At 69.6% G+C, this 24860-nt stretch carries 19 protein-coding genes and 3 pseudogenes; 14 read left to right on the top strand and 8 right to left on the bottom strand.

Annotated elements, in window-relative coordinates; translation table 11 throughout:
* Positions 1–241: 241 nt before the first annotated feature.
* Genes WS69_RS17985 through WS69_RS17975 form a run of 3 tightly spaced genes read right to left on the bottom strand, consistent with a single transcriptional unit; the run spans position 242 to position 4231 of the window.
* Positions 242–2242 carry a dipeptide ABC transporter ATP-binding protein gene (locus WS69_RS17985; RefSeq protein ID WP_059472080.1) on the bottom strand — a complete coding sequence of 667 codons (2001 nt, stop codon included), beginning with the start codon at positions 2240–2242 and terminating at the stop codon, positions 242–244.
* 37 nt (positions 2243–2279) lie between these two features.
* Positions 2280–3284: an isoaspartyl peptidase/L-asparaginase family protein gene (locus WS69_RS17980; RefSeq protein WP_059472079.1), complete on the bottom strand. Its 1005-nt coding sequence runs from the start codon at positions 3282–3284 to the stop codon at positions 2280–2282.
* On the bottom strand, positions 3284–4231 hold the full coding sequence (locus WS69_RS17975) for a MurR/RpiR family transcriptional regulator (protein ID WP_059472078.1): 948 nt from the start codon (positions 4229–4231) through the stop codon (positions 3284–3286). Before WS69_RS17975 ends, WS69_RS17980 begins: the two co-directional genes overlap by 1 nt.
* A 333-nt stretch (positions 4232–4564) precedes the next feature.
* Here WS69_RS17975 and WS69_RS17970 point away from each other — a divergent pair, with 333 nt between their 5' ends.
* Positions 4565–6592, top strand: a complete 2028-nt coding sequence (locus WS69_RS17970) for a BCCT family transporter (RefSeq protein ID WP_059472077.1) — start codon at positions 4565–4567, stop codon at positions 6590–6592.
* A gap of 15 nt (positions 6593–6607) precedes the next feature.
* Positions 6608–6973: a hypothetical protein gene (locus WS69_RS17965; protein WP_082716284.1), complete on the top strand. Its 366-nt coding sequence runs from the start codon at positions 6608–6610 to the stop codon at positions 6971–6973.
* Here the strand turns inward: WS69_RS17965 and WS69_RS17960 are convergent.
* Positions 6961–8151 carry a serine hydrolase domain-containing protein gene (locus tag WS69_RS17960; RefSeq protein WP_059472075.1) on the bottom strand — a complete coding sequence of 397 codons (1191 nt, stop codon included), beginning with the start codon at positions 8149–8151 and terminating at the stop codon, positions 6961–6963. The genes WS69_RS17965 and WS69_RS17960 overlap by 13 nt on opposite strands.
* Before the next feature lie 172 nt (positions 8152–8323).
* Here WS69_RS17960 and WS69_RS17955 point away from each other — a divergent pair, with 172 nt between their 5' ends.
* The 3 genes and pseudogenes from WS69_RS17955 (at position 8324) to WS69_RS17945 (ending at position 11169) form a co-directional block, all read left to right on the top strand.
* Positions 8324–8659, top strand: a complete 336-nt coding sequence (locus tag WS69_RS17955; RefSeq protein ID WP_059472074.1) for a hypothetical protein — start codon at positions 8324–8326, stop codon at positions 8657–8659.
* Between the two features lie 320 nt (positions 8660–8979).
* Positions 8980–10370, top strand: a pseudogene (locus tag WS69_RS17950) (alkaline phosphatase family protein).
* Between the two features lie 157 nt (positions 10371–10527).
* Positions 10528–11169, top strand: a complete 642-nt coding sequence (locus WS69_RS17945; RefSeq protein ID WP_059472073.1) for a VC0807 family protein — start codon at positions 10528–10530, stop codon at positions 11167–11169.
* Between the two features lie 40 nt (positions 11170–11209).
* On the opposite strand, the gene WS69_RS17940 is transcribed toward WS69_RS17945, so the two are convergent.
* Positions 11210–11563 (bottom strand): hypothetical protein, encoded by a 354-nt coding sequence (locus WS69_RS17940; protein ID WP_059472072.1) that lies wholly within the window; start codon positions 11561–11563, stop codon positions 11210–11212.
* 302 nt (positions 11564–11865) lie between these two features.
* Positions 11866–12183: pseudogene (locus WS69_RS17935) on the bottom strand (isoleucine--tRNA ligase); the annotation flags it as partial.
* Between WS69_RS17935 and WS69_RS17930 the strand changes: the two are divergent.
* Positions 12183–12386 (top strand): annotated as a pseudogene (locus WS69_RS17930) (helix-turn-helix domain-containing protein); the annotation flags it as partial. The pseudogenes WS69_RS17935 and WS69_RS17930 overlap by 1 nt on opposite strands.
* 241 nt (positions 12387–12627) lie before the next feature.
* Here WS69_RS17930 and WS69_RS17925 read toward each other — a convergent pair.
* Positions 12628–13644 (bottom strand): 1-aminocyclopropane-1-carboxylate deaminase, encoded by a 1017-nt coding sequence (locus WS69_RS17925; RefSeq protein ID WP_059472069.1) that lies wholly within the window; start codon positions 13642–13644, stop codon positions 12628–12630.
* A 193-nt stretch (positions 13645–13837) separates the two neighbouring features.
* Between WS69_RS17925 and WS69_RS17920 the strand changes: the two genes are divergently transcribed.
* The 3 genes from WS69_RS17920 to WS69_RS31400 all read left to right on the top strand — a co-directional run bounded on the left by WS69_RS17920 (position 13838) and on the right by WS69_RS31400 (position 16669).
* Positions 13838–14347 carry an Lrp/AsnC family transcriptional regulator gene (locus WS69_RS17920; protein ID WP_059472068.1) on the top strand — a complete coding sequence of 170 codons (510 nt, stop codon included), beginning with the start codon at positions 13838–13840 and terminating at the stop codon, positions 14345–14347.
* Between the two features lie 528 nt (positions 14348–14875).
* The gene (locus WS69_RS17910) at positions 14876–16285 is read left to right on the top strand and encodes an NYN domain-containing protein (RefSeq protein WP_082716292.1); all 1410 of its coding nucleotides are present in this window, start codon (positions 14876–14878) and stop codon (positions 16283–16285) included.
* Between the two features lie 105 nt (positions 16286–16390).
* A complete protein-coding gene (locus WS69_RS31400; RefSeq protein WP_082716283.1) occupies positions 16391–16669 on the top strand; it encodes a hypothetical protein in 279 nt (92 codons plus the stop codon).
* Positions 16670–16737: 68 nt separating this feature from the next.
* On the opposite strand, the gene WS69_RS17905 is transcribed toward WS69_RS31400, so the two are convergent.
* A complete protein-coding gene (locus WS69_RS17905; protein ID WP_082716282.1) occupies positions 16738–18000 on the bottom strand; it encodes an MFS transporter in 1263 nt (420 codons plus the stop codon).
* Positions 18001–18200: 200 nt separating this feature from the next.
* Between WS69_RS17905 and WS69_RS17900 the strand changes: the two genes are divergently transcribed.
* From WS69_RS17900 to WS69_RS17880, 5 genes are all read left to right on the top strand, one after another.
* On the top strand, positions 18201–18926 hold the full coding sequence (locus WS69_RS17900) for a GntR family transcriptional regulator (RefSeq protein ID WP_059472064.1): 726 nt from the start codon (positions 18201–18203) through the stop codon (positions 18924–18926).
* Positions 18927–19016: 90 nt separating this feature from the next.
* Positions 19017–20309 (top strand): MFS transporter, encoded by a 1293-nt coding sequence (locus WS69_RS17895; RefSeq protein WP_059472063.1) that lies wholly within the window; start codon positions 19017–19019, stop codon positions 20307–20309.
* Positions 20310–20369: 60 nt separating this feature from the next.
* On the top strand, positions 20370–21260 hold the full coding sequence (locus WS69_RS17890) for an amidohydrolase family protein (protein ID WP_059472062.1): 891 nt from the start codon (positions 20370–20372) through the stop codon (positions 21258–21260).
* Positions 21261–21551: 291 nt separating this feature from the next.
* Entirely contained in the window at positions 21552–23030 is a 1479-nt protein-coding gene (locus WS69_RS17885; RefSeq protein ID WP_059472061.1) for a metallophosphoesterase family protein, read from the top strand.
* Positions 23031–23479: 449 nt separating this feature from the next.
* Entirely contained in the window at positions 23480–24820 is a 1341-nt protein-coding gene (locus tag WS69_RS17880) for a cytochrome c peroxidase (RefSeq protein ID WP_082716291.1), read from the top strand.
* The last annotated feature ends 40 nt before the right edge of the window (positions 24821–24860 follow it).

Below are 24860 nucleotides of genomic sequence, written 5' to 3'. Positions count from 1 at the left end.
TTTGCGATGCTTCGGTAGTGCGTGGATCTGGGCTCGTGTGGTCCTGCTGCCGTGCGTTTCGCGAATCCGGAATCCTGATGCTCCGGAATCCTGCGCGCCGGGCTTCCTGCGGTCTTCCTTGCTTCCCTCGTGATTCGATGCTGCCTGCATGTTGCGTTTGCCTGTTGCCGCTGCCTTTGCGCAACCGTCGCGCCGCGCCGTCAGCGCTTTGCGTGTCTGTATGTCTGCGTGTCTGCAAGCCTCAATACGCGCCGCCAACCCGATGCTCGGCGACGAAGTGCTCCGGCCCGACCGCGACGAGCGGCGCGACGACAGGCTCGTCGCCGATCGCGCGGATCGGGCTCGGCAGATCGTCGGCGGGCAGCGTGCGCTGCGCGTGGCGGCGCGCGGGATCGGCGATCGGCACCGCGCTCATCAGCTTCTTCGTGTACGGATGGCGCGGCGTCTCGAACACCGCGCGGCGCGGACCGATCTCGACGATCTGGCCGAGGTACATCACCGCGACGCGATGACTGATCCGCTCGACGACCGCCATGTCGTGCGAGATGAACAGATACGCGACGCCGAGCTCGCGCTGCAGGTCGAGCATCAGGTTGACGATCTGCGCCTGCACCGACACGTCGAGCGCCGACACCGACTCGTCGGCGATCACGACCTTCGGGTTCAGCGCGAGCGCGCGCGCGATCGCGATCCGCTGCCGCTGGCCGCCGGAGAACTCGTGCGGATAGCGGCGCGCGGCGTCGGCGGGCAGGCCGACGCGATCGAGCAGCCAGTCGACGCGCGCCTGCGCCGCCTTGCCGCTCGCGACGCCGTGCACGAGGAGCGGCTCCATGATCGAGAAGCCGACTGTCAAGCGCGGGTTCAGCGATGCGAACGGATCCTGGAAGATGAACTGGATGTTTCGGCGCAGCGCCTGCAGTTCGCGGCCCTTCAGCGCGCGGATCTCGCGGCCTTCGAATTCGATCGAGCCGCTCAGGTTGTCGACGAGGCGCAGCAGCGAGCGGCCCGTCGTCGACTTGCCGCAGCCCGACTCGCCGACGAGCGCGAGCGTCTCGCCCGCGCGCAGGTCGAAGCTCACGCGCTCGACCGCATGCACGTATTGCGACACGCGGCTGAACGCGCCGCTCTTGATCGGGAAGCGCGTGACAAGGTCGCGCACGCGCAAGAGCGGCGCGGACGAAGGGTCGACCGCCGCTTGCGCGGAAGGCGGCGCGGCGGGCGCCTCCGGCGCCGGCGGAGCGACCGGAGCAAGCGTCGCGGCGGGCGTCGTGGGCGTCGTGGGCGTCGCAGGCGTCGCAGGCGTCGCGGGCGCGGCGGCGTCGCTCGCGACCAGGACCGCGTCGCCCGCCACCGGATCGAAGCGCAGCAGCGGAAACTTCGCCGGCGCGTCAGTGCCCTGCATCGACCCGAGCCGCGGCACCGCCGCGAGCAGCGCCTTCGTATAGGGATGGGACGGCGCGGCGAAGATCGCATCGGACACGCCCTCCTCGACCTTCTCGCCGCGATACATGACGAGCACGCGATCGGCGACTTCCGCGACGACGCCCATGTCGTGCGTGATGAAGATCACGCCCATGTCCATTTCGTCCTGCAGCCCGCGGATCAGCTGGAGGATCTGCGCCTGGATCGTCACGTCGAGCGCGGTCGTCGGCTCGTCGGCGATCAGCAGCGCGGGCCGGCACGACAGCGCCATCGCGATCATCACGCGCTGCCGCATCCCGCCCGACAACTGATGCGGATGACGCGCGAACACGCGGCGCGCCTCCGGAATCCGCACGAGGTCGAGAAGACGCAGCGCCTCCGCGCGCGCTTCGCTCGCGCGCTTGTTCTGATGCAGCGCGATCGCCTCGCTGATCTGGTCGCCGACCGTGAAGACCGGATTGAGCGACGTCATCGGCTCCTGGAAGATCATCGCGACGTCCGCACCGCGCACCGTGCGCAGCATCGACGGCGACGCGCGCACGAGATCGAGCGCCGCGCCATTGCGTCGGCGCAGCACGATCCTGCCGCCCGCGATCGCGCCGCCGCCGTGCTCGACGAGGCGCATCAGCGCGAGCGACGTCACCGACTTGCCGGAGCCCGATTCGCCGACGATCGCGAGCGTCTCGCCGCGATCGACGTGGAACGACAACCCGCGCACCGCTTCGAACGCGGCGCCCTCGCGGCGGAACGTGACGGACAGCCCGTCGACTTCGAGCACGCGCTGCTCGGGCAGGCTCGGGGCGGATCGGCTCGCGCTCATCTGGCTCTCCTGTTTCTGCGATCGGACGGCCGCGCCGTCACGCCGCCTCTTCACGGTAGATCGCGGTCACGGGCGTCTCGCCGACGCGCGCGTAGCCGCGATACATCCCTTCGGTGTTGAACGGCATCGCGAGATTGCCGCGCGCATCGATCGCGATGATCCCGCCGCGGCCGGCGATCCGCGGCAGCTTGTTCATCACGACGTCGTACGCGGCCGATGCGAGCGTCGCGCCGCGGTATTCGATCTGCGCGGACACGTCGTACGCGGTCGCGAGCCGGATGAACATCTCGCCCGTGCCCGTCGACGACACCGCGCACGTCGCATCGTTCGCGTAGCAGCCCGCGCCGATGATCGGCGTGTCGCCAACGCGCCCCGGCTGCTTGTTCGTGATCCCGCCCGTCGACGTGGCTGCGGCGAGATGGCCGCGCAGATCGCGCGCGACCGCGCCGACCGTGCCGTGCTTGCGATCCGGATCGAGCGGCTGCGGCGCGAACGCGGCGCCGTTGCCGTTGCCGTTGCCGAACGCGAGCGTCGCCGCGTCGTGGTCGAGCAGCACGCCCGACGACTGTCGCGCCTTCAGCCACTGCGCGCGGCGGAACTCGGTGTCGAAGTAGCCCGGCTCGGCGAGGTCGAGCCCCTGCGCGGCCGCGAACGCGTCGGCGCCCGCGCCCGCGAACATCACATGCTCGCTCGCCTCGAGCACGCGCCGCGCGGCGAGCACCGGGTTGCGCACGCGCGTCGCGCAGCAGATCGCGCCCGCCTTCAGCGTCGCGCCGTCCATGATCGCGGCGTCGAGCTCGTGCGTGCCGTCGGCCGTGTAGACGGCGCCGCGCCCCGCGTTGAAAAGCGGGCAATCCTCGAGCATCCGCACCGCGACGCTGACCGCGTCGAGCGCGTTGCCGCCATCGGCGAGCACGGCCTGTGCGGCGGCGAGGATCGCGTTCAGCTCGGCGCGGTACTGCGCTTCGGCGTCGGCCGTCATCGCGTTGCGCAGGATCGTGCCTGCGCCGCCATGAATCGCAATGATTGCGGGTGAAGTCATCAGTCGGTTTTCCTGGAACGGCGCGGCGGGCGAAGCGGCGCGGCGGTCGCGCCCCGCGCTTCGAGCCACGGCAGCATGAATTCGGTCACTTCGGCGGCGGCGCGCGCCGAGCGCTGCGAACGATGCGCGACCGCGTCGATCAGCGCTTCGACGAGCGCGAGCACCGCGGCCTCGGACGTCGCCGCGAGCCGCCGCTCGGCATTCACGTAAAGCGCGCACATCGCGAACGACGCGATCGGCGACTCCGGCCCGTCGGTGATCGCGAGCACCGGCGCGCCCCGCTCGGCCGCGCGGCGCGTGAGCTCGATCGTGTCGTACACGTAGCGCGGAAACGCGATCGCGACGACGAGATCGTCGTCGCGCGCGCTGAACAGGCGTCGCGCGGCGTCGGTCGGGCCGCCTAGCAGCGCGAGCGACTGCACGTTGTCGCGATACACGGACAGCCCGTGCTCCATCAATCCAGCGAGAAACGCGCTCGCGCCCATTCCGACGATGAAGATCCGGCGCGCGGCGAGCAGCGAGTCGACGGCCGCCTCGACGTTCGCGCGATCGAGCCGCTCGCGCGTGCGTTCGAGGTTCGCGACCGCTTGCTCGAAGCTCGCTTCGATCAGTTCGCCGCCGCGCGCGCCCGCATCGCGCTCCTGCGCGGAGCGCAGCCGCTCGACGGGCGCGAGCGTCGCCTCGAAGCCGCGCACGAGCGCCGCGCGCAGCGCCGGATAGCCGTCGAAGCCGAGCGCGCGCGCGAAGCGGTTCGCGGTCGCGATCGACGCATCGACCGCGTTCGCGAGCTCGTCGATCCGCATCGTCGCCGCGCGGAACGGATGGGCGAGCACGTACTCGCCCATCCGCCGATGAATCGGCGTGAGCGACGGCAGCGCGGCGGCGAGGCGCGCGGAGATCGACGGTTCGGCGCCGAGCGGCGTGGCGGTCGGACTGGAGCTGGGCATGCGGCGGATGCGGTGCGGCGTATATCGATGAAAGTAAATTTACACAATTGGCTAGATGGAAAAAATAAATTTTCATCGGGGTTTGCACTGCCTCCGGACGATCGCCGGAAACCCATGCCAGATGGTGCGCTCGAGGTAATCCGCCCCGCTTTTTCGGGCAACTTCGCCGAATAGCTTACAATCTGTCAGTTTCAGCCTGCATCCTCGCTGCTCCCGCCCCTCCACCCTGCGCTTCGCGCGCGCGTTGCCGCAGCCGGGCCGTCCGCGCCGTCCCGGCGCCGGCCTCGGCTGACGCGCACGCTCCGCGACGCCACTTTTTCCGGAAACCCGCTTATGCCCTCATCCCGACCTACGCCGCGCACGACGCTCAAGCCGCAAGTCGTCGTGCCGTCACTCGCCGTGATCGGCGCGCTCCTCGCCGTCTGCGCGCTGCGGCCGAACGAAGCGGGCGCGCTCTTCGGCGCCGGCCAGCAATGGATCATCGCGCGTTTCGACTGGTTCTACGTGCTCGCGATCACGACCTTCCTGATCTTCCTCGTGCTGATCGCGGCAAGCCGCTTCGGCAACATCAAGCTCGGCCCCGACGACGCCGAGCCCGAATTCAGCTTCGTGTCGTGGACCGCGATGCTGTTCGCGGCCGGCATGGGCATCGGCCTCATGTACTTCGGCGTCGGCGAGCCGATCCAGCACTACCTGAAGCCGCCGACGGCCGCAGGCGGCACGCCCGCCGCCGCGCAGGAGGCGATGCTGATGTCGTTCTTCCACTGGGGGCTGCACGCGTGGGCGACCTACGGCGTGATGGGTCTCGTGCTCGCGTACTTCGGCTTTCGCTACAACCTGCCGCTCACGCTGCGCTCGGGCCTCTATCCGGTGCTGCGCGAAGGCGTGAACGGCTGGATCGGCCACACGGTCGACGCATTCGCGCTCGTCGGCACGATCGCCGGGATCGCGGTGACGCTCGGCTACGGCGTACTGCAGCTGAGCGCGGGCCTGCATACGGTCGCCGGCTGGGACACCGACAGCGATACGTTCCGCGTCGGCCTCGTCGCGGTCGTCGTTACGCTGGCCGGGCTCTCCGCCGCGAGCGGGCTCGACAAGGGCGTGCGCCGGCTGTCCGAGCTGAACCTGATGCTCGCGTTCGCGCTGCTCGCGTTCGTCGTCATCGCGGGGCCGACGTCGTTCCTGCTGCGCGCGATGGGCGACAACATCGGCGAGTATCTGTCGAAGCTCGTGTCGCTGTCGTTTCGCACGTACGCGTACGAGACGCCGAACGAGAAAGGCTGGTTCGGCGGCTGGACGCTGCTCTACTGGGCGTGGTGGGTGTCGTGGTCGCCGTTCGTCGGGATGTTCATCGCGCGCATCTCGCGCGGCCGCACGATCCGCCAGTTCGTGATTGGCGTGCTGCTCGTGCCGACCGCGTTCAATCTCGTCTGGATGACCGCGTTCGGCAACAGCGCGATCTGGATCGACACGCACGCGGCCGCGGGCGCGCTCGCGCAGACCGCGACCAACGTCGATGCGCTGCTGTTCCGCTTCTTCGATTACCTGCCGCTCACGCAACTGCTGTCGCTCGCGGCGATCGTGCTGATCGCGGTGTTCTTCGTGACGTCGGCCGATTCGGGCGCGTTCGTGATCGACGCGATCGCGACGCGCGGCGCCGCGCATTCGCCCGTCTGGCAGCGGCTCTTCTGGGCGGCCGTGCTCGGCGTGACGGCGTCGGTGCTGCTCGTCGCGGGCGGGCTGAAGGCGCTGCAGGCGCTGACGCTCGTCGCCGCGCTGCCCGTCGCGCTCGTGATGCTCGCGCTCTGCTACGGGCTCTGGCGCGGCCTGAAGGCGGACCACGCGCACTACTCGCAGGACATGGCGCCCGCGACGAATTTCTGGACTGGCCAGCACTGGCGTCACCGTCTGTCGCAGATCCTGCGGCAGACGACCGACGCCGAGGCCCGGCAGTTCGTCGCGGAGACGGTCGAGCCCGCGCTGCGCAAGGTCGCGGGCGAATTGAAGGCGGGCGGCGTCGACGCGCACGTCGCGCGCGACGACGACGACGCGGTGCGCCTCACCGTGCCCGCGCCCGCGCAGCGCGACTTCGTGTACGGCGCGCGGGTGTCGCGCAAGTCCGCGCCTGCGTTCCGGATCCGCGAGGCGGCCGAGCCCGAGGCGCAGCGCGAGCACGTGTACGAAGTGCTGACGTTCTTCGCGGACGGGCGGCTCGGCTACGACATCGAGTATCTGCGCGGCGACGAGATCATCGCCGACGTGCTGCGGCAATACGAGCGCTACGTGTCGCTCGCGGCGGATACGCGCACGCATCTGCTGAACCGCGCGCCCGAGCATGCGGGGCCGGATGGGCAGGGCTAGCGGCCGGCGGCCGTCGTGCGCGGCTCGTGCGCGGCTCGTGCGTGGCGCGAGCCGCCGTCGTCCGATGTGGGCGATGTGGGCGATGTGGGCGATGTGGGCGATGTGGGCGATGTGGGCGATGTGGGCGATGCGGGCGATGTGGGCGATGCGGGCGATGTGGGCGATGTGGGCGATGTGGGCGATGCGGGCGATGTGGGCGATGCGGGCGATGTGGGCGATGCGGGCGATGTGGGCGATGCGGATGCGCCGCGCCGAATCGCGGCGCGGCGCGCCCGACGCCGCACCTTCGCGCATCGACCGGCGCGACGCCGCGCGCCGCCTATCGTCACGCCGCGCAATCGCCGCACCGGCCCGCCGATTACACGTGATTACACGCGATAAACCGCGTCGCGCACCTCGACCGTCAACGGCCCCGACATCCCTTCATACGCGGTGTTCGTCATCAGCAGCACGGTGAGGCCGCGCGCCGCGTCGACGAACCACGAATGCCCGTAGACGCCGCCCCATTGCAACGTCCCCACGCTTTGCGGCGACTGCGCGAGCGCCGGATCGGACAGCACCGCGCCGCCGTAGCCGAAGCCCCAGCCGGGCCCGCGCGTCTCGGCGGCCGGTCCGGTGTGGTCGGTGCGCGTCGCCGTGACGAGCGCCGCCGGCAAGAATCCGTCGCCGCCCGTGCGAATCGCCTCGAGCAAGCGCAGCACGTCGTCGGCGCTGCCGTACATCCCCGCGCCGCCCGACGGAAACGCCGACGCGTCGAACACGCGCGACGGCGCGAAGCGCACCGCGACGCCCTGCCCTTCGGGCAGCGGCACGTCGAGGTTGTCGGTGATCCGCGCGGGCTCCGGCGCGGCGTTCGCGTACGCGACCGCGAAGCGCGCCGGATCGGACGCGACGAAGCCCGTGTCGCGCATCCCGAGCGGCGTCGTGACGAGCTGCGCGACCGCGTCGGGCAGCGCGAGCCCCGTCACGCGCTCGATCGCCGCGCCGAGCACATCGAGCGAGAGCGAATAGCGCCACGCGCTGCCGGGCTCGAATGCGAGCGGCGCGGCCGCGATGCGCCGCAGGTTCTCCGCGAGATCGAAGTCGACGAGATCGATCCCGTCCGAGATGCCGAGCGTGTGGTAGATCGAGCCCGGTTCTTCGAGCAGCCCGTAGCTCAACCCCGCCGTGTGCGTCAGCAATTGATGCACGGTGAGCGCGGGTGCGCGACCGTCGGACAGCTTCGGCGCGAACGCGGGCAGCCATCGCGTGATCGGCGCGTCGAGCGCGATCCGGCCGTCGGCGACGAGGCGCAGCACGGCGGCGGTCACGATCGGCTTCGTGATCGACGACAGGCGCAACAGCGTGTCCTCGCGCATCGGCCGCTGCGTTTCGCGCTCCGCGAAGCCGTGCGCGCGCCGGTAGGCCACCTCGCCGTGCCGCGCGACGAGCGCGACCGCGCCGACGACGCGCCGCTCGGCCAGCGCCGTCGCGAGCACGCGATCGAGCCGCTCGGCGAGCGCGGCATCGTCCGTTGCGGCGGATGCCGCGGATGCGGGAGCTTCGAAAACCGATTTCATCGTGCAGATCCTCGTGGGCCGGAAAGCGTCGATTCTAGACAGACCGCGCGGGTTCCGCTGGCGTCGCCCCGATTCTGACAAGGGCAACGTGCGCAACCTGTGCGCGTTCGATGCGATTCGCTAAGATAGCCGGCCGTTTCCGACTTTTCCGACACGAAGAGGTGCCGATTCGATGACCGCCCCCGCCACGCTCGCCGCCGCCGGCACGACGCCTTTCGCCGAATGGATCGGACTCGGCACGCTGGCGACGCTGTATCTGTTCGGCCTCGGCTGGGCGCTGTACTCCGCGCTCAGGCAAGCGCGCGGGCGCGGATACTGGCTCGCGTGCGCCGCGCTGATCGTCGCGGGCGCCGCGTGCGCGCTGCTCGCGAAGCCATCCCCGCCCGGCTCCGGCGAGATGCCGCCCGGCTTCGGATCCGGCGTGCTCGTCGCGATGCTCGGCATCGCGGGCGCGACGGCCGGCTGCGCGTGGCAGACGCTCGCGCGGCTGCGGCGCGAGCGTCGGTAGGCGCGCCGCGCCCCCGCTGCAGCATCACCACCGAATTCTGCCGGGAACCGCGTGACGTCCGCTCGTCTACGAGCGGCGCCGACCTCGTCGCGATCGTCACTGCGATCGCGGCGGTCGTGGGCAGCGTCATCGCGCCTTGTTTTTCCCGAAATATCGGATATATCTAATCCATATTTCCGCGCGGAGGCGCCACAAGCGGCACGACACGCGCCTCCCCGGATCGACGCCCGAACGTCAGCCGCCGCGCGGCGCACGGGGCCCGTCGCACGCGCCCGGCAGGACGCTCCGCGACGCCGTTTGCGCATAAGAAGGAGAAGATCGTGGCGAAGATCCTGGAAAACGTCGAGCACGTCGTCGTCGTGATGTTCGAGAACCGCTCGTTCGACACGATGCTCGGCTGGCTCTATCCGCCCGGCACGCAACCCGCGCACGTGCTGCCCGCGCACAGCTCGCCGCAGTTCGACGGACTGAAGCCCGAGATGGCGAATCCGTCGACGGCCGGCAAGATGATCGCCGTCACGCTGGAAGCCGCGAACAGCGTGACCCCCGATCCGCAGGAGACCTTCGTCAACGTGACGAGCCAGATCCTCGGCCCGAGCGGCGCGAACGCGCCGTGGCCGCCGATGCAAGGCTTCGTCGTCAATTACGAAACGACGCAGACGACCGATCCGGGCCACGTGATGCAATGCCACAGCGTCGCGCAGTTGCCGACGCTGACGGCGCTCGCGCGCGCGTACGCGGTGTCCGACGCGTGGTTCGCGTCGGTGCCGAGCCAGACCTGGCCGAACCGCGCGTTCGCGCACGCGGGCACGTCGAACGGACACGTGAACAACGGCGCGATGCCCGATCCGCTCGCATGGAACGTGCCGACGATCTTCGACGTGCTGACGTCGATCGGCGCGAGCTGGGCGGTATACAGCGACACGATCGTCACGCCGTCGCTGACGCACACGATGTTTCCGACGCTGTGGGCCGACGCGATGGCCGACCATTTCAAGCATTTCGGGGACTTCGCCGCCGCGTGCAGGCACGACGCGCTGCCGCAATACGCGTTCATCGAGCCGAGCTTCCTGTTCGAGCCGAACGACCAGCATCCGCCGCACGACGTGCGCGCGGGCGACACGTTCCTGCACGACATCTGGACGGCGATCAGCACGTCGCCCGGCTGGCCCCGCACGGTGCTCGTCGTGACCTACGACGAGCACGGCGGCTGCTTCGATCATGTCCTGCCGCCCGCGAACGCGACGCCGCCCGACGACGCGAGCGCCCCCGGCGACGAGACATTCGGCTTCTATCGCTTCGGCGTGCGCGTGCCGGCCGTCGTCGTGTCGCCGTACATCGAAGCGGGCACCGTGTTCCGCTCGCCGACCGCGGTCCCGTACGACCATACGTCGATCCTCGCGACGCTGCGCGACTGGCTCGGCATCCCGCCCGACAGGATGCTGAAGAGCGCGCGGATCGCGAACGCGCCGACGCTCGCGCAACTCTTCACGCGCGACACGCCGCGCGCCGATCTGCCGGCGATCGCGCGCCGGCCATGGACTTCGTTCATCCGCCGCCCACCGCGCCCCTCAACGATCTGCAGAAGAGCCTCGTGACGGGCACGTCGCGGCGCGACGGGCTCGATCCGGCCGCGAGCCTCGCGCCGATGACGACGCGCCAGCACGCGCTCGATTTCTTCGCGCGCCGGGCATCGGGCAAGCCCGCGTAGCGGCCCGTGCCGGACGCGTGCCGGACGCCGGCGCGTCGGACGAACGTTTCGCTCGAAGCCGGCAAAAATCCGGCATGATGGGTGCGTGCAATAAAACGGATGCGATCCGCGCGCCGACCGCGCCCCGGTCGTCAATCCAACGGACCACGTCGCCGCCATGAAAATACGCCCCGGTCTTCTCGCTGAATTGACGGTGAACCTGCTGCTGCCCTGGGCCGCGTATCGCGCCGCCGTGCCGTATTGGGGCGAGACGGGCGGCCTGATCGCGTCGGCCGCGCCGCCGCTCGTCTGGAGCGGGCTGGAGCTCGCGCGCTTCAGGCGGGTCGACGCGCTGTCCGCGCTCGTGCTGCTCGGCATCGTGCTGTCGATCGCCGCCGCGCTCGCGGGCGGCAGCCCGCGGATGCTGCTGATGCGCGAATCGCTCGCCTCCGGTGCGATCGGCGTCGCGTTCCTCGTGTCGCTCGCGCTGCAAAAGCCGCTCGTGTTCCATCTCGCGCGGGCGACGGTCGCGCGCGAGGCGTACGACGGCGCCGCGCGGATCGACGAGCTATGGGCGGAACGGCCGGCGTTCGTGTCGTCGATGCGGCTGATGACGCTCGTCTGGGGCGCCGGCCTCGTCGCCGAGAACCTGCTGCGCGCGTGGATCACCTGGCATTGGCCGGTCGAGCGCGCGCTCGTCGTCGCGCCATTCGTCGGCTACGGCATCTACGGCGCGCTGATGACGTGGACGCTGTGGTATCGGAAGATGATGCGCACGCATGCGCTCGCCGGCCTGCCGCCGGGCGGCGCGCTCGGCTGAAGCGTCGGGCGCGCCGCCCGCGCGCGTCGATTGACGGCGCCTAGCGGCGCCGGCGGAGAAACGCGATCGGGTTCGCCGCCGCGCGTGCGCCCCAGCAGGCCCGCGCGCGCGTCGCGAAATCGAGCGCATCGTTCGACGCGGCCTCCGCGTGCCCTTCGTGCCAGATGCCGGCGAAACGGCTGCCGATCCGATACGGATTCGGCCGGCCCGCCAGATAGTCGGCAAAGCCCTGCCGATACGCGCCGTACAGCGTGAGCGGCGGCGCCTGATCGCGCGGCGCGGCGTCGGCCGCGGCGAGCGTCTCGGACGCCACCTCGGCGATCAGCGCCGCGCCGTCGATTTCGTTCGACTCCGCGACGCTCCCGCGCCGGCGCCCGACCTCGACGAATCCCATTTGAAGCTCCCTGAATCCGGTTCCCTCCCATTCAAGAGCAATAAGAGTGCCAACCGAACGACGCGCCGTCGATGCCGGCGCGGCGAGCCTGCGCCGGCGCGGCGCCGCGCGGACCGCGCCGACGTTACGGAACATGTAACGTGACGCCGGCCGCACGGGCCGGGCCGCGCAGCGGCCCGGCCCGTCTCATCGGTGAAACGTCGCATCGCCGCTGTCTTCGTCGCTCGCGAGCCGCGCGCAGGAATTCGGGCAAGAGCGGCACGGCCTTCGGCGGCGTGCGCCCTGCGCCGCAGTCCGGCTCGCTAGTTCGCGAGCACCCGCCGCGACAGCGCGTGGCGGCAGCGCTCGCAGCGCGCGTCGTCGCCGGCGTGCGCGTCGACCGTCGGCTCGTGCCGCCGGCAGCGCTCGCAGCGCGCGAGACGCGTGCGCGTCACCGCGACCGCGATTTCCTCGCCCGCCTCCAGCCTCACGTCGGCGACGATGAAAACCGCGGCCAACGCGGCGCGTAGCGGCGTCAGCGCGTCGAGCATGTCGCGCGGCGCGCGCACGACGACGTCGGCTTCATTCGATCGTCCGATCCACCCCGCGCCGCGCGCCTCTTCGAGCGCCTTCGTCAGATGCTGATCTGAACCAGTTGCGGCTGCGCGCGGCGCTGCGGGAATTGCAGGCCGGCCGGTCGCTCGCCGACGCCGCGCTGACATCGGGCTTCTACGATCAAAGCGCGCTCTGCAACCACTTCAAGCGCACGTTCGGGATGACGCCGATGCAATACACGCGCGCGCTCGCGCCGGGCAAGCGGGCCGCCGCGCCGACCGGGATTTGAAGACGAGTGACAGAACCGCAGTGGGCCTGCTGCCTGCTGCCTGCTGCCAGTTGCCAGTTGCCAGTTGCCGGCCGCCGGACGATCGCAATACAAGCGTCGGCGGCGACGGCGGCTGCCACCCGCGCGCCGCCGCCGCTGCCGCCGCTGCCGCCGCTGCCGCCGTTTCGCCGTGCGAACGCATCGCCCCGCCCATCGACGTGAACACGGACGCCGAATCGAGACAACGCCCCGGCGCGTCGGATCAGCCGTCGCGGAACAGGAAGCTGTACGCGTTCAGCGCGGGCACGCCGCCGAGATGCGCGTACAGCACCTTCGAGCCGGCCGGGAATTCGCCGAGCCTCACCTTCTCGATCATCCCGTGCATCGACTTGCCTTCGTAGACAGGGTCAGTCAGCATGCCTTCGAGCTTCGCGCACAGACGGATCGCATCGAGCGTGCCCGCGTTCGGCAGCCCGTACTCCGGACCGCCGAAGCGCGCGTCGAGCACGACGTCGTCGCCCGTGATGTCGCGGCCGAGTTCGACGCGCTCGGCGGTGTTCCTCGCGATCCGGAGGATCTGGTCGCACGTCTGCGCGGGCTTCGCCGACGCGTCGATGCCGATCACGCGGTCCGCACGCCCGTCGGCCGCGAAGCCGACGACCATCCCCGCCTGCGTGCTGCCCGTCACCGAGCACACGACGATGTAATCGAACTTGAAGCCGAGCCCGGCCTCCTGCACGCGCACCTCCTCCGCGAAACCGACGAAGCCGAGGCCGCCGAGCGGATGATCGGAGCAGCCGGCCGGAATCGCGTACGGCTTGCCGCCGCTCGCGCGGACGTCGGCTAGCGCGTCCTCCCAGCTCTTGCGAAAGCCGATGTCGAAGCCGTCCGGCACGAGGCGCACGTCCGCGCCCATCATCCGCGACATCTGGATGTTGCCGACGCGATCGTAGACGGCATCGTGATAATTGACCCAGTTCTCCTGGACGAGCACGCACTTCATGCCGAGATGCGCGGCGACCGCCGCGACCTGGCGCGTCTGGTTCGACTGGATGCCGCCGATCGACACGAGCGTGTCGCAGCCTTGCGCGAGCGCGTCGGGGATCAGGTATTCGAGCTTGCGCGTCTTGTTGCCGCCGAACGCGAGGCCGCTGTTGCAGTCGTCGCGCTTCGCGTACAGCTCGACCTTGCCGCCCAGATGCGCGGTGAGCCGCTTGAGCGGCTGGATCGGCGTCGGGCCGAAAGTCAGCGGGTAACGCGGGAATTTCTGAAGATTCATCGATCGCTCCTGTCATCGAAGATACGGGCGCGCGAACGCATCGAACCGCGCGCCGCGCCGCCCGATCGCGATCCGCCGCGACGTCCCATGTTAGGAACGATCGGGGAAAACAGGGTTGCGAATATATTGCCATGAGCCTACTTTTATAACGATACGTAATTATTTCAATTAATTTAGTTAGGAATTAGCGATCATGTGCGCAACAAAAAAATCCACGCCGAAGGCCGCCGCCCAGCCGGCCGGCGCGGACATCGACCGCGTCGATCGCGCGATCCTTCGCGTGCTGCAGCGCGATGCGTCGATCTCGAACGTCGCGCTCGCCGCGAAGGTGAACCTGAGTGCGCCCGCGTGCCTGCGCCGCGTCGAGCGCCTGAAGGAAATGGGCCTGATCCGCGGAATCGTTGCGCTGCTTGCGCCGAAGGCGCTGAACGCGGGGATGCTCGTGATGATCGGCGTCGTGCTCGACCGCTCGACGCCCGATTCGTTCGACGCGTTCGAGCAGGCCGCGCAGAAAGTGTCCGGCTGCATGGAGTGCCATGTCGTGACGGGCGAATTCGACTACATCATGCTGATCCGCACGCGCGACAGCGATACGTTCAACCGGCTGCATGCGGAACAGTTGCTGTACCTGCCCGGCGTGCGGCAAATCCGGACGTTCGTCGTGCTGAAGGAGATTCTGTCGACGACGAGCTTTCCGATTTGAGCGGCACGACAGCGCTTGCACGCGGTACGCAATGCGCAGTGCGCTTGCGTGCGACCGCCTCTGCGCCGCCGCGCGCACACGTCACGCGATGTCGCATCGCCGCAGTACCGGCGGCTCGTCGAGCATTTCGCCGATCGCACCGTCCCGCGTTCATCGATTGATTGACCACACGCATCGCAGCGCGACGACAGCAATAGAGCGGCCGGCGAAGATCGATCGGCTCCGGACGCGTCCCATTCCGCCTCGCCGCGTCATCGCGGCTTGACGCAGGTGTCGAGCGCCCCGCTCGACACGCCGCACTTTTTCGACGGCGCGAGCGACGTGCGCACAGGCCTCGGCGAGCGGCAGGACACGCTCGCGCGCCTGCGCGGCGCACGCCGAACGCACGGCGAAACGTCCGTTGCGGCCCCGCCATCCGCCTCCGAGTTCGCCCGTCGTCCCACGCGGATTTCCGCTCCACCGCGCCGACCCGCTATCATGTTCGCCATTCTCGATCGCAAGATCGACCCGCACTCAGTTGGAGACCTCATGGCCTTACCCCAGGACAGCGTCAACATGGCGCTCTTTTGCGACTTCGAAAACATCGCGCTCGGCGTGCGCGACACGAAGTTCGAAAAATTCGACATCAAGCCCGTGCTCGAGAAGCTGCTGCTGAAGGGCAGCATCGTCGTCAAGAAGGCGTACTGCGATTGGGATCGCTACAAGACGTTCAAGGCGGCGATGCACGAAGCGAGCTTCGAGCTGATCGAAATCCCGCACGTGCGGCAGTCCGGCAAGAATTCGGCGGACATCCGGCTCGTCGTCGACGCGCTCGACCTCTGCTACACGAAGGCGCACGTCGACACGTTCGTCATCATCAGCGGCGACTCGGACTTCTCGCCGCTCGTGTCGAAGCTGCGCGAGAACGCGAAGCGCGTGATCGGCGTCGGCGTGAAGAACTCGACGTCGGACCTGCTCGTCGCGAACTGCGACGAATTCATCTTCTACGACGACCTCGCGCGCGAGCAGCAGCGCGCGCTCGCGAAGCGCGACGCGCGCACGGCGGGCGCGGGCTCGAAGCGCGCGGCCGACGACGACAAGCAGCGCAAGCACGACGGCGACGCGCGCAAGGCCGAGGCGATCTCGCTCGCCGTCGAGACGTTCGACGCGCTTGCGTCGGAGCGCGGCGAGAGCGGCAAGATCTGGGCGTCAGTGCTCAAGAGCGCGATCAAGCGCCGCAAGCCGGACTTCAACGAGTCGTACTACGGCTTCCGCGCGTTCGGCAACCTGCTCGACGAAGCGCAGGCGCGCGGGCTGCTCGATATCGGCCGCGACGACAAGTCGGGCACGTTCGTGTTCCGGTCGATCCAGCCGATGGCCGTCGAAACGGCGAAGCCGGTCGAGACGGCCGCGGCCGTCGAAGAAAACCACGCCGGCGCGAAACCGTCGGGCAAGAAAGGGCACGGCAAGGGCCGCGGCGCGAAGAAGCGCGTGCCGGAGCAGATGCCGCTGATCGTCGAGACGGTCGCGGGCGCGGAGGGCCACGGCGGCATCGAAGCCGATGCCGATATCGTCGACGTGGATGTCGTCGAGACGCGCGAAGCCCGTCGCGAGCGCGCGGCGGACGAAACGCGCGAAGCACATCCGGCCCACGAAGCACACGACACGCACGCGGCGCGCGAGCCGGCTCGCGCGAGCGAGACGGGTGAAGCGCAGGAAGCCGAGGCAACAAAGCCCGCGCGTTCGCGCGCACGCAAGACTGCGGCGAAGAAGAGCAAGCCGCGAGCGGCCGACGCAGCGGAGCGGCGGCACGCGGCAGCCGAAGCGGCGCCGGCCGGCGAAGCCGCAACGGGCGCTGCCGGCGAACCGGCGGCCGAAGCGGCGCCGGCGAAGGCTTCGCGCAAATCGCCCGCCCGCGTGCGCCGCCCGCGCAAGACTGCGACGGCAAGCGACGCCTGAGCGGTGCAACGCGGGCCGCGCGGTTCGCGACGACAGTCTGTCGTCGCCAGGACATTCGCGCGCCCGAAACGAGCGAGGCATCGTGCGGGCCGTCGACGACGCAGCGTGATCGCCTGGAACGGCCGCGAATCCGCGAGCGTGCCGTCGAAATCGAAGGCGATGAGCTTGCAGGCCAAGTTTTACTCGTTATGTTTATCGTGGCCGAAAGGAAATCGTCGGATCGACAATGCGCGCGATTGTGTCACGAAACGCGCCGACGACGAAATTGCGCTGAACGAATCGGACGATTCGAACCATTCGCTCGGCTGCACACGAGCCCCGCGCACCAAACGAACCGGGCGGCGTGCTCGCGCAACGCCGCCCGGACAGGCTCATTCATCGTAAGCTCATTCATCGCGCCCCGCCCCTGAATCGCCGGAGGCATCGCCGACGACGCCTCATGCGGCGCTCGCTCACGCCGTCACGCCCTCCCGCGGCCGCCGGCCGGCCATCGACGCGGCGGCCAGCATGCCGACGCCGAGCGTCGCGAGGCACACGACGGGCACGAGCATCGGCGCGCCCGCGTTGCCCGCGACCTTGCCGACATACGGCATCAGGTTCTGCGCGAAGAAGCCGCCGAGATTGCCGATCGAGTTGATCGCGGCGATGCTCGCGGCAGCCCGCGCACCGGAGAAGAAACGTGGCGGCAGCGACCAGAAGCACGGATACAGGAGCGGGATGCACGCGCCGCCCAGCACGAGCGCGGCGAAGCGCAGCGGCAGGCCCGGCAGCGCGAGGCTCAGCGCGAAGCCGGCGACGCCGACGCCCGCGACGACCGCCATCGCCTTCAGCACGATCCGCTCACGCTTGAGCCGCGCGGGCAGCCACAGCAGCAGCAACGCCGCGATCGCCCACGGAATCATGTTCAGCAGCCCGTTCGACGACGACGACACGCCGCTGCTCTTCAGCAGCGTCGGCAGCCAGTACGTGACGCCGTAGAGCGACGTCGACATCAGCATGTACGCGAGCGCGAACATCAGCACGCGCGGATCGATCAGCGCGCGCCACGGCGATTCGGACACCGCGTCGGGCGACGCCTCACGCTTGAGCGCGGCGAGCACGAGGCGCTTCTCGTCGTCGGACAGGAACGTCGCGCGCTCGACCGACTCGGGCAGGAAGCGCAGCGCGACGAGCGCGACGGCGATGGCCGGCAGCCCCGTCGCGACGAACACCCATTGCCAGCCGGCGAGCCCGAACTGGCCATCGAGCGACAGCAGCAGCCCGCCCGCGAGCGAGCCGAGCATGTTCGCGAGCGCGCTGCCGAGCGTGAAGAGCCCGAGCACGCGCGTACGATGGCTCTGCGGAAACCACAGCGTCAGGTAATAGATGACGCCCGGATAGAAGCCCGCCTCCGCGACGCCGAGCATGAAGCGAAACACATAGAAGACGCTCGTCGAATGGGTGAAGCCGAGCAGGACCGTGATCACGCCCCAAGTCATCATGATGCGCGCGAGCCAGAGGCGCGCGCCGAACCGATGCAGCGCGAGCGTGCTCGGCACTTCGAACAGCAGGTAGCCGATGAAGAACAGCGACGCGCCGAGCCCGTACGACGTCTCGGTCATCCCGAGCGCGTGCACCATCTGCAGCTTCGCGAAACCGACGTTCTGCCGGTCGATGAACGCGATCAGGAACATGACGACGAGCAGCGGCATCAGCCGCCGCGCGATTTTCGTCATGACCGCCCGTTCGCGGGTTGAGGACTCGTCCACTTGCCGTCTCCTTGCTCATAAATTCATATAGATGATTGGTTGATTAGTGGAGTGCGGCAATGCGTAATTACCCGCGCCGCCTACATATTGATCCCAGTCATCGCCGGGTTTCCACCGATTCGCGTCGGTCCAAGTCATGCAAACATATAGATGAATTTGGAGAAACCATGCACGCCACCGACGACCGACTCCCCCGCTATCAGCGTCTGCGCGACGAACTGGCCGCGCTCATCGCCGCCCGGCATTGGCGGCCGGGCGAGGCGATCCCGACCGAGCAGGCGCTCGCGAAGCGCTACGACGTCGCGGTCGGCACCGTGCGCAAGGCGGTCGACCTGCTCGTCGCCGACGGGATGCTCGAACGCTTCCAGGGGCGCGGCACGTTCGTGCGGCGCGCGAGCTTCGACAACTCGCTGTTCCGCTTCTTCCGCTTCCAGAGCAAGCGAGGCGAGCGCCGGATCCCCGAGAGCCGGATCCTGCGCCGCGAGGTCGTCGAAGCGCCGTCGGCCGTCGCCGCCGCGCTGCAGATCCCGAGCCGCGCGTCCGTGATCGAGATGACGCGCCTGCGCCTGATCGACGGCGCGCCGATGCTCGCCGAGGAAATCTGGCTGCCTTACGACCGCTTCGCCGCGTTCGCGCGGCTCGAGCCCGACGCGATCGGCGACCTGCTGTATCCGGTCTACGAAGCGCACTGCAACCAGATCGTCGCGTCGGCGACCGAGACCTTGACGGTCGAGGCGATCGGGCCCGTGCACGCGCGCCTCTTGCGCATCGAGCCGGGCACGCCCGCCGTCGTGATCGAGCGGCTCGCGTACGGCTACGATCGCCGGCCGCTCGAATGGCGGCGCTCACGCGGCCCCGCGAGCGAGTTCATCTATCAGGCGGAGATCCGCTAGGGTCGGTTCACGCGAGCGCGACCGACCGGCGACCGCCGTGCCGCGAGCAGCGGCAGGCGGCGACCGTCCGGCGCGGAACAGGAGACGACCGTGTTCAAATGGTTCGGCACGATATCGGCCCGCGAACGGCGCACGTTCTGGGCCTGCTTCGGCGGCTGGGCGCTCGATGCGCTCGACGTGCAGATGTTCAGCCTCGTGATTCCCGCGATCATCGCGGAGTGGTCGCTCTCCCGCACGCAGGCGGGCTTCGTCGGCGGCGCGACGCTCGTCGCGTCGGCGATCGGCGGCTGGGCGGCCGGCCTGCTGTCCGACCGCTTCGGCCGCGTTCGAACGCTGCAATGGACGATCGCGTTCTTCTCGGTCGGCACGTTCCTTTGCGCGTTCGCGACGAGCTATCCGCAGTTCGTCATCCTGAAGACGCTGCAGGGCCTCGGCTTCGGCGGCGAATGGGCGGCGGGCGCCGTGCTGATGGCGGAAACGATCCGCGCCGAGCATCGCGGCAAGGCGATGGGGACCGTCCAGAGCGCATGGGCGGTCGGCTGGGCCGCCGCCGTGCTGCTCTATGCGCTCGCGTTCTCGCTGATGCCCGCCGCGCTCGCGTGGCGCGTGATGTTCGGCGTCGGTCTGCTGCCCGCGCTGCTGATCGTCTACGTGCGGCGCGGGATCGTCGAGCCCTCGACGGATGCGCCCAGGACGCCGGCTGCATCGCAAGCCGCGGCGGCCGCGCCGCTCGTCGGCATCTTCGCGCGGGAGACGCTGCGGATGACGCTGATCGGCGCGCTGCTCGGCGTCGGCGCGCACGGCGGCTACTACGCGCTGATGACGTGGCTGCCGACCTATCTGAAGGTCGAGCGGCATCTGTCGGTGCTCGGCACGGGCGGCTATCTCGCCGTCATCATCGTCGCGTTCTTCTGCGGCTGCGTCGCGAGCGCGCACCTGCTCGACCGCATCGGACGGCGCAACACGATCCTCGCGTTCTCCGCGTGCTGCGTCGCGACCGTGATCGCATATCTGTTCCTGCCACTCGGCAATGCCGCGATGCTCGTGCTCGGCTTTCCGCTCGGCTTTTTCGCGGCCGGCATCCCCGCGAGCATGGGCGCGCTCTTCAACGAACTCTATCCGCGCGGCATCCGCGGCACGGGCGTCGGCTTTTGCTACAACTTCGGACGCGTCGCATCGGCCGGCTTTCCAGTGCTCGTCGGCCACATGTCGGCCGGCATGCCGCTCGGCACCGCGATCGGCATCGACGCGGCGATCGCGTATTCGATCGTCGTCGCCGCCGTGCTGATGCTGCCCGAGACGCGCGGGCGCGCGCTCGACGAAAGCGCCGATATCGATGCGCACGCGCATCGCATCGCGACGCCGGGTGCGCAGCATCGTTGATCGTCGTCGCATGGTTTTCAGGTTGTCGTTGTCGTTTCATCGAATGAGGAGCATCGAGCGTTGAGCGAGCAGGAGCGGAAAGCGCGCGCGCACGAAGCGCCGGCGCACGACGAGTCCGGCCGCATGACCGCCGTCGACGCGCACGCGCACGTCTTCGAGACAGGACTGCCGCTCGCCGGCCGGCGTCGCTACGCGCCCGGCTACGACGCGCCGCTCGACGCGTACGTTGCGCAGCTCGACGCGCATCGCGTGTCGCACGGCGTGCTCGTGCAGCCGAGCTTTCTCGGCAGCGACTGCCGCTACCTGCTGCGCGCGCTCGCGCGACAGCCGGGGCGACTGCGAGGCATTGCGGTAATCGACGCCGGCTGCGGGCAGGACGCGCTCGATGCGCTCGATCGCGCGGGCATCGTCGGCATTCGGCTGAACCTGATCGGACTGCCGGACCCGGCGCTCGACAGCCCCGCGTGGCGCGCAACGCTCGAACGCGTTGCGGCGCTGCGATGGCATGTCGAGCTGCACGCGGAAGCGGGACGGCTCGAACGGCTGATCGCGCCGCTGCTCGCGCATGGCGTGGATATCGTCGTCGATCACTTCGGCCGCCCGGATCCGGCGCTCGGCATCGCCGACGCGGGGTTTCGCCATCTGCTGCGCGCGGCCGCGACACGGCGCATCTGGGTGAAGATTTCGGGCATCTACCGCAACTGGCCGCTTGCGCCCGAAGAAGCGGCGGCCCGCGCGCGCGAAGCGTTCGACGCGCTCGAAGCCGAATACGGCGCCGAGCGGCTCGTGTGGGGCAGCGACTGGCCGCACACGCAGTTCGAGCGAACCGAGACGTTCTGCCGTGCGTTCGCGTTCGCGCAGCAATGGATGCGCGACGACGCGATGCGACGCGCGATTCTCGTCGAGACGCCCGCGCGGCTCTTTCGATTCGACGAGGGACGAGCCGCGTAGCCGCGAGCGGTGGTGGCGCGCCGATATGCAGCGGGGGGCCTGCGAAGCACTGCGTTGCGTCGCGCGCCGGTCATCCGCGCCGCCGATCCGGCGGGGCGGCAGCGATGGTGGGGGGCATCGCACGCGTCGCCTGCCCTGCCTCGCGCCCCGATTACCGCCTCACGCTGTCACGCCACGCCACGCCACGTCACGCCACGTCACGTCACGTCACGCCACTCGATGATGTCACGCCGCCTTCACACTTATTACATCGGCCATGCGTACTTTTACGGCTTTCCAACAGGAACGACCATGCCACGACCGATTCTTCGCCGCGCCGCCGCGCTCCTGCTGACGCTCGCGGGCGCCACGCTGTTCCACGCCTGCACGAGCAGCATCGACAGCCAGCCGGACGCCGCGAGCGCGTCCGCGAATATCCAGGCGGCGTGGGTCGAGATCGGCGACGCCAATCAGGCGATCGCCCGCGTGATCACGAGCTACACGCCGCCCGCCGCGGCATCGGGCGACCCGGCGCCCACCGTCTGCCCGCAGTTGAGCGCCGACGGCAAGATCGCGCGGATGACGCTGCGCGCCGCCGCGGGCACCGTCGCGCAACGTCCGACCGCGAGCGATCCGGCCGATTCGAAACCGTCGAGCTTTCCGGTGTCCGTCTGCGAAGCGACGCTGCCTGCGGGCGCGAAGGACGTGACCGTCGCCGGGCGGGCGCTGCCGCTGCCGAAGGCCGAGCCGCAGCGCGTCGCGATCATCGCCGACACCGGCTGCCGGATGAAGAAGGCCGACAACGCGTTCCAGGCGTGCAGCGACGCGACGGCATGGCCGTTCGCGACGATCGCGTCGAGCGTCGCGCGGCTGAATCCGGATCTCGTGCTTCACGTCGGCGACTATCACTATCGCGAGAACGCGTGCCCGCCCGACATCGCCGGCTGCAAGAACAGCCCGTGGGGCTACGGCTGGGACACGTGGCGCGCGGACCTGTTCGAGCCCGCCGCGCCGCTCCTCGCGAAAGCGCCGTGGGTCGTCGTGCGCGGCAACCATGAGGAATGCGCACGCGCGGGCCAGGGCTGGTATCGCTTCCTCGATCCGCACCCGTACTCGGACGCGCGCTCGTGCAACGATCCGGCGAACGACGGCAACGCGAACTATTCGGAGCCCTACGCGGTGCCGCTCGGCACCGGCTCGCAGGTGATCGTGTTCGATACCGCGAAGGTCGGCCGCGGGGCGCTCAAGACGACGGACGTGCAATTCCAGATCTATCAGAAGCAGTTCCAGACGGTGGCCGCGCTCGCGAACCAGCCGGGCGTGTCGACGACGATCTTCACGAACCATCATCCGATCCTCGCGTTCGCGCCGATCCCGGGCAGTACGCCCGCGCCGGGCAATCTCGCGCTGCAGTCGGTGATGTCGAGCCTCTATGCGCAGGCGTACTACCCGCCCGGCGTGCAGGTCGCGCTGCACGGCCACGTGCACGACTTCCAGGCGATCAACTTCGCGTCCGGGCATCCGGCGACGATCGTGTCAGGCAACGGCGGCGACAACCTCGATGTCGCGCTGCCCGATCCGTTCCCGGCGAACCTGACGCCGGCGCCGGGCGTCGTCATCGACAAGCTGTCGCACAACAACAGCTTCGGCTTCCTGATGATGGAGCGGCGTGCGGCGCCCGCGCGCGGCTGGACGTTCAAGGCGTACACGGCAGCGGGCAAGCTGCTCGCGACCTGCGACCAGGCCGGCACGACGCTCACGTGCGACAAGACCGGCTTCGTCGCGCCGTGACGGGCGGGACGCGGATCACGCCGGCGCGGCATGCGCCGGCGTTCGCGGAACGCGCGGGCCGCGCCGCATCGTCGAGCACGCCGAATGCAGCCGCCGCCGACACGATCGACGCGATCGACGCGGCTGCGCCGCGCGCCGGCCGGCTTGATCGCGCGCCGGCGCATCACGTCGCGGCGCGCGTCGAGCACCGAGCATCCGCTCGATGCACGCTCGACATCGCGAGCCGCGCGCTCGCTGCCGCGTTCGCCGATCCGTCGTCCGAGTCCGAGTCCGAGGCCGCTCCGGAAACGGATGCGGCGACTCCGCCGCCGTTCGCGCCGCATCGACGCACAAAGAGAAGACACAACACCATTTCGACATTCGCACGCACCGCCTGCGGCGCGCTCTTCGCGTCGATGGCGGCACTGGCACTCGCGGCCGGTCCCGCCGCGACGAGCGCAACGAAGGCGATGAGCACAGCAGGCGCAACGAATACGACGAATACGACGACCACGCCGAACACCGCCCGCGCCACCGCCGCGTCATCCCGATCGCCAACGACAGTCCTGCTCCCCGGCGCACCGCCGCAGCGCATCGTCGACACGGTCGGCCGCGGCACGCCGCAGGTCGCGTCGAAGTTCGATACGACGACGGCCGTGTTCCGCCCGGACCCGGCGCTCATCGCGCTCGGCCGGCGCGTGTTCTTCGATTCGCGGCTGTCGGAGCCGCGCGGCACATCGTGCGCGAGCTGCCACGATCCGGGCCGCGCGTTCGCACCCACGCTGTCGCCCGCCGCGCTCGCTGGCCCGCGCGTGCCGCAGGGCAGCCGCCCCGGACACTTCAGCCGGCGCAACGCGCCGTCGCTGCTGTACGTGCGCTACGTGCCGCGCCGCCACTTCTACCAGGACGACGACGCGCTCGCGCCCGCGCCGTTCGGCGGCCTGTTCTCGGACGGCCGCGCCGACACGCTCGCCGAGCAGCTGCGCGGCCCGCTCTTCGATCCGGACGAGATGAACAACGCATCGCCCGCCTCGCTCTTGCGCAAGATCGACGGCACCGCACTCGCCGTAGCGCTCGCCGGGCGCTTCGGCCCGGCGGTCCGGCGCGATCCCGAGCGGACGGTGCGCGCGCTCGGCGACGCGATGCAGGCGTATCTGCAAAGCGACGAAATGGCGCCCTTCTCGTCGCGCTTCGATGCATACGTGACGAAGCGCGCGCCGCTCACGCCGCAGGAATTGCGCGGGCTCGCGCTCTTCAAGAATCCGGACAAGGGCAACTGCATGAGCTGTCATACGCTGTCGGATACCGCGAGTCGCCCCGAGCGCTCGCTCTTCACCGACTTCGGCTACGACGCGATCGCGGTGCCGCGCAACCGCGCGCTGCCCGCGAACCGCGACCCGCGCCGCTTCGACAACGGCCTGTGCGATACGGTCGCGAAGCTGCGCTGGCCGGAGCCGACACAATGGTGCGGCTATCTGCGCACGCCGGGGCTGCGCAACGTCGCGATCAAGGAGTCGTTCATGCACAACGGCGTGTTCGATACGCTGCGCGACGCGGTCGCGTTCTACAACACGCGCTCGACCGATCCGAAACGCTGGTATCACGGCCGCGACACGTTCGACGACGTGCCGGCCGCTTATCGCGGCAACATCAACGTGAACTCGACGCCGATGAATCGCCGCCCCGGCACGCCGCCCGCGATGACGGACGCCGACATCGACGATCTCGTCGCGTTCCTGCGCACGCTGACGGACGAGCGCTACGTCGGACTAATGCCGGCGACGCCGGGCGGCAAAGCGGCGCGGCCGTGACGTTCGCCCGAGGAAAGCCCGCCCGATCCGAAATGGACCG

The sequence above is a fragment of the Burkholderia sp. BDU5 genome (assembly GCF_001522845.1).
GTDB lineage: Bacteria > Pseudomonadota > Gammaproteobacteria > Burkholderiales > Burkholderiaceae > Burkholderia > Burkholderia mayonis.
Note: the sequence above shows the minus strand (reverse complement) of the source record. Positions and strands in the feature narration are given on the sequence as shown.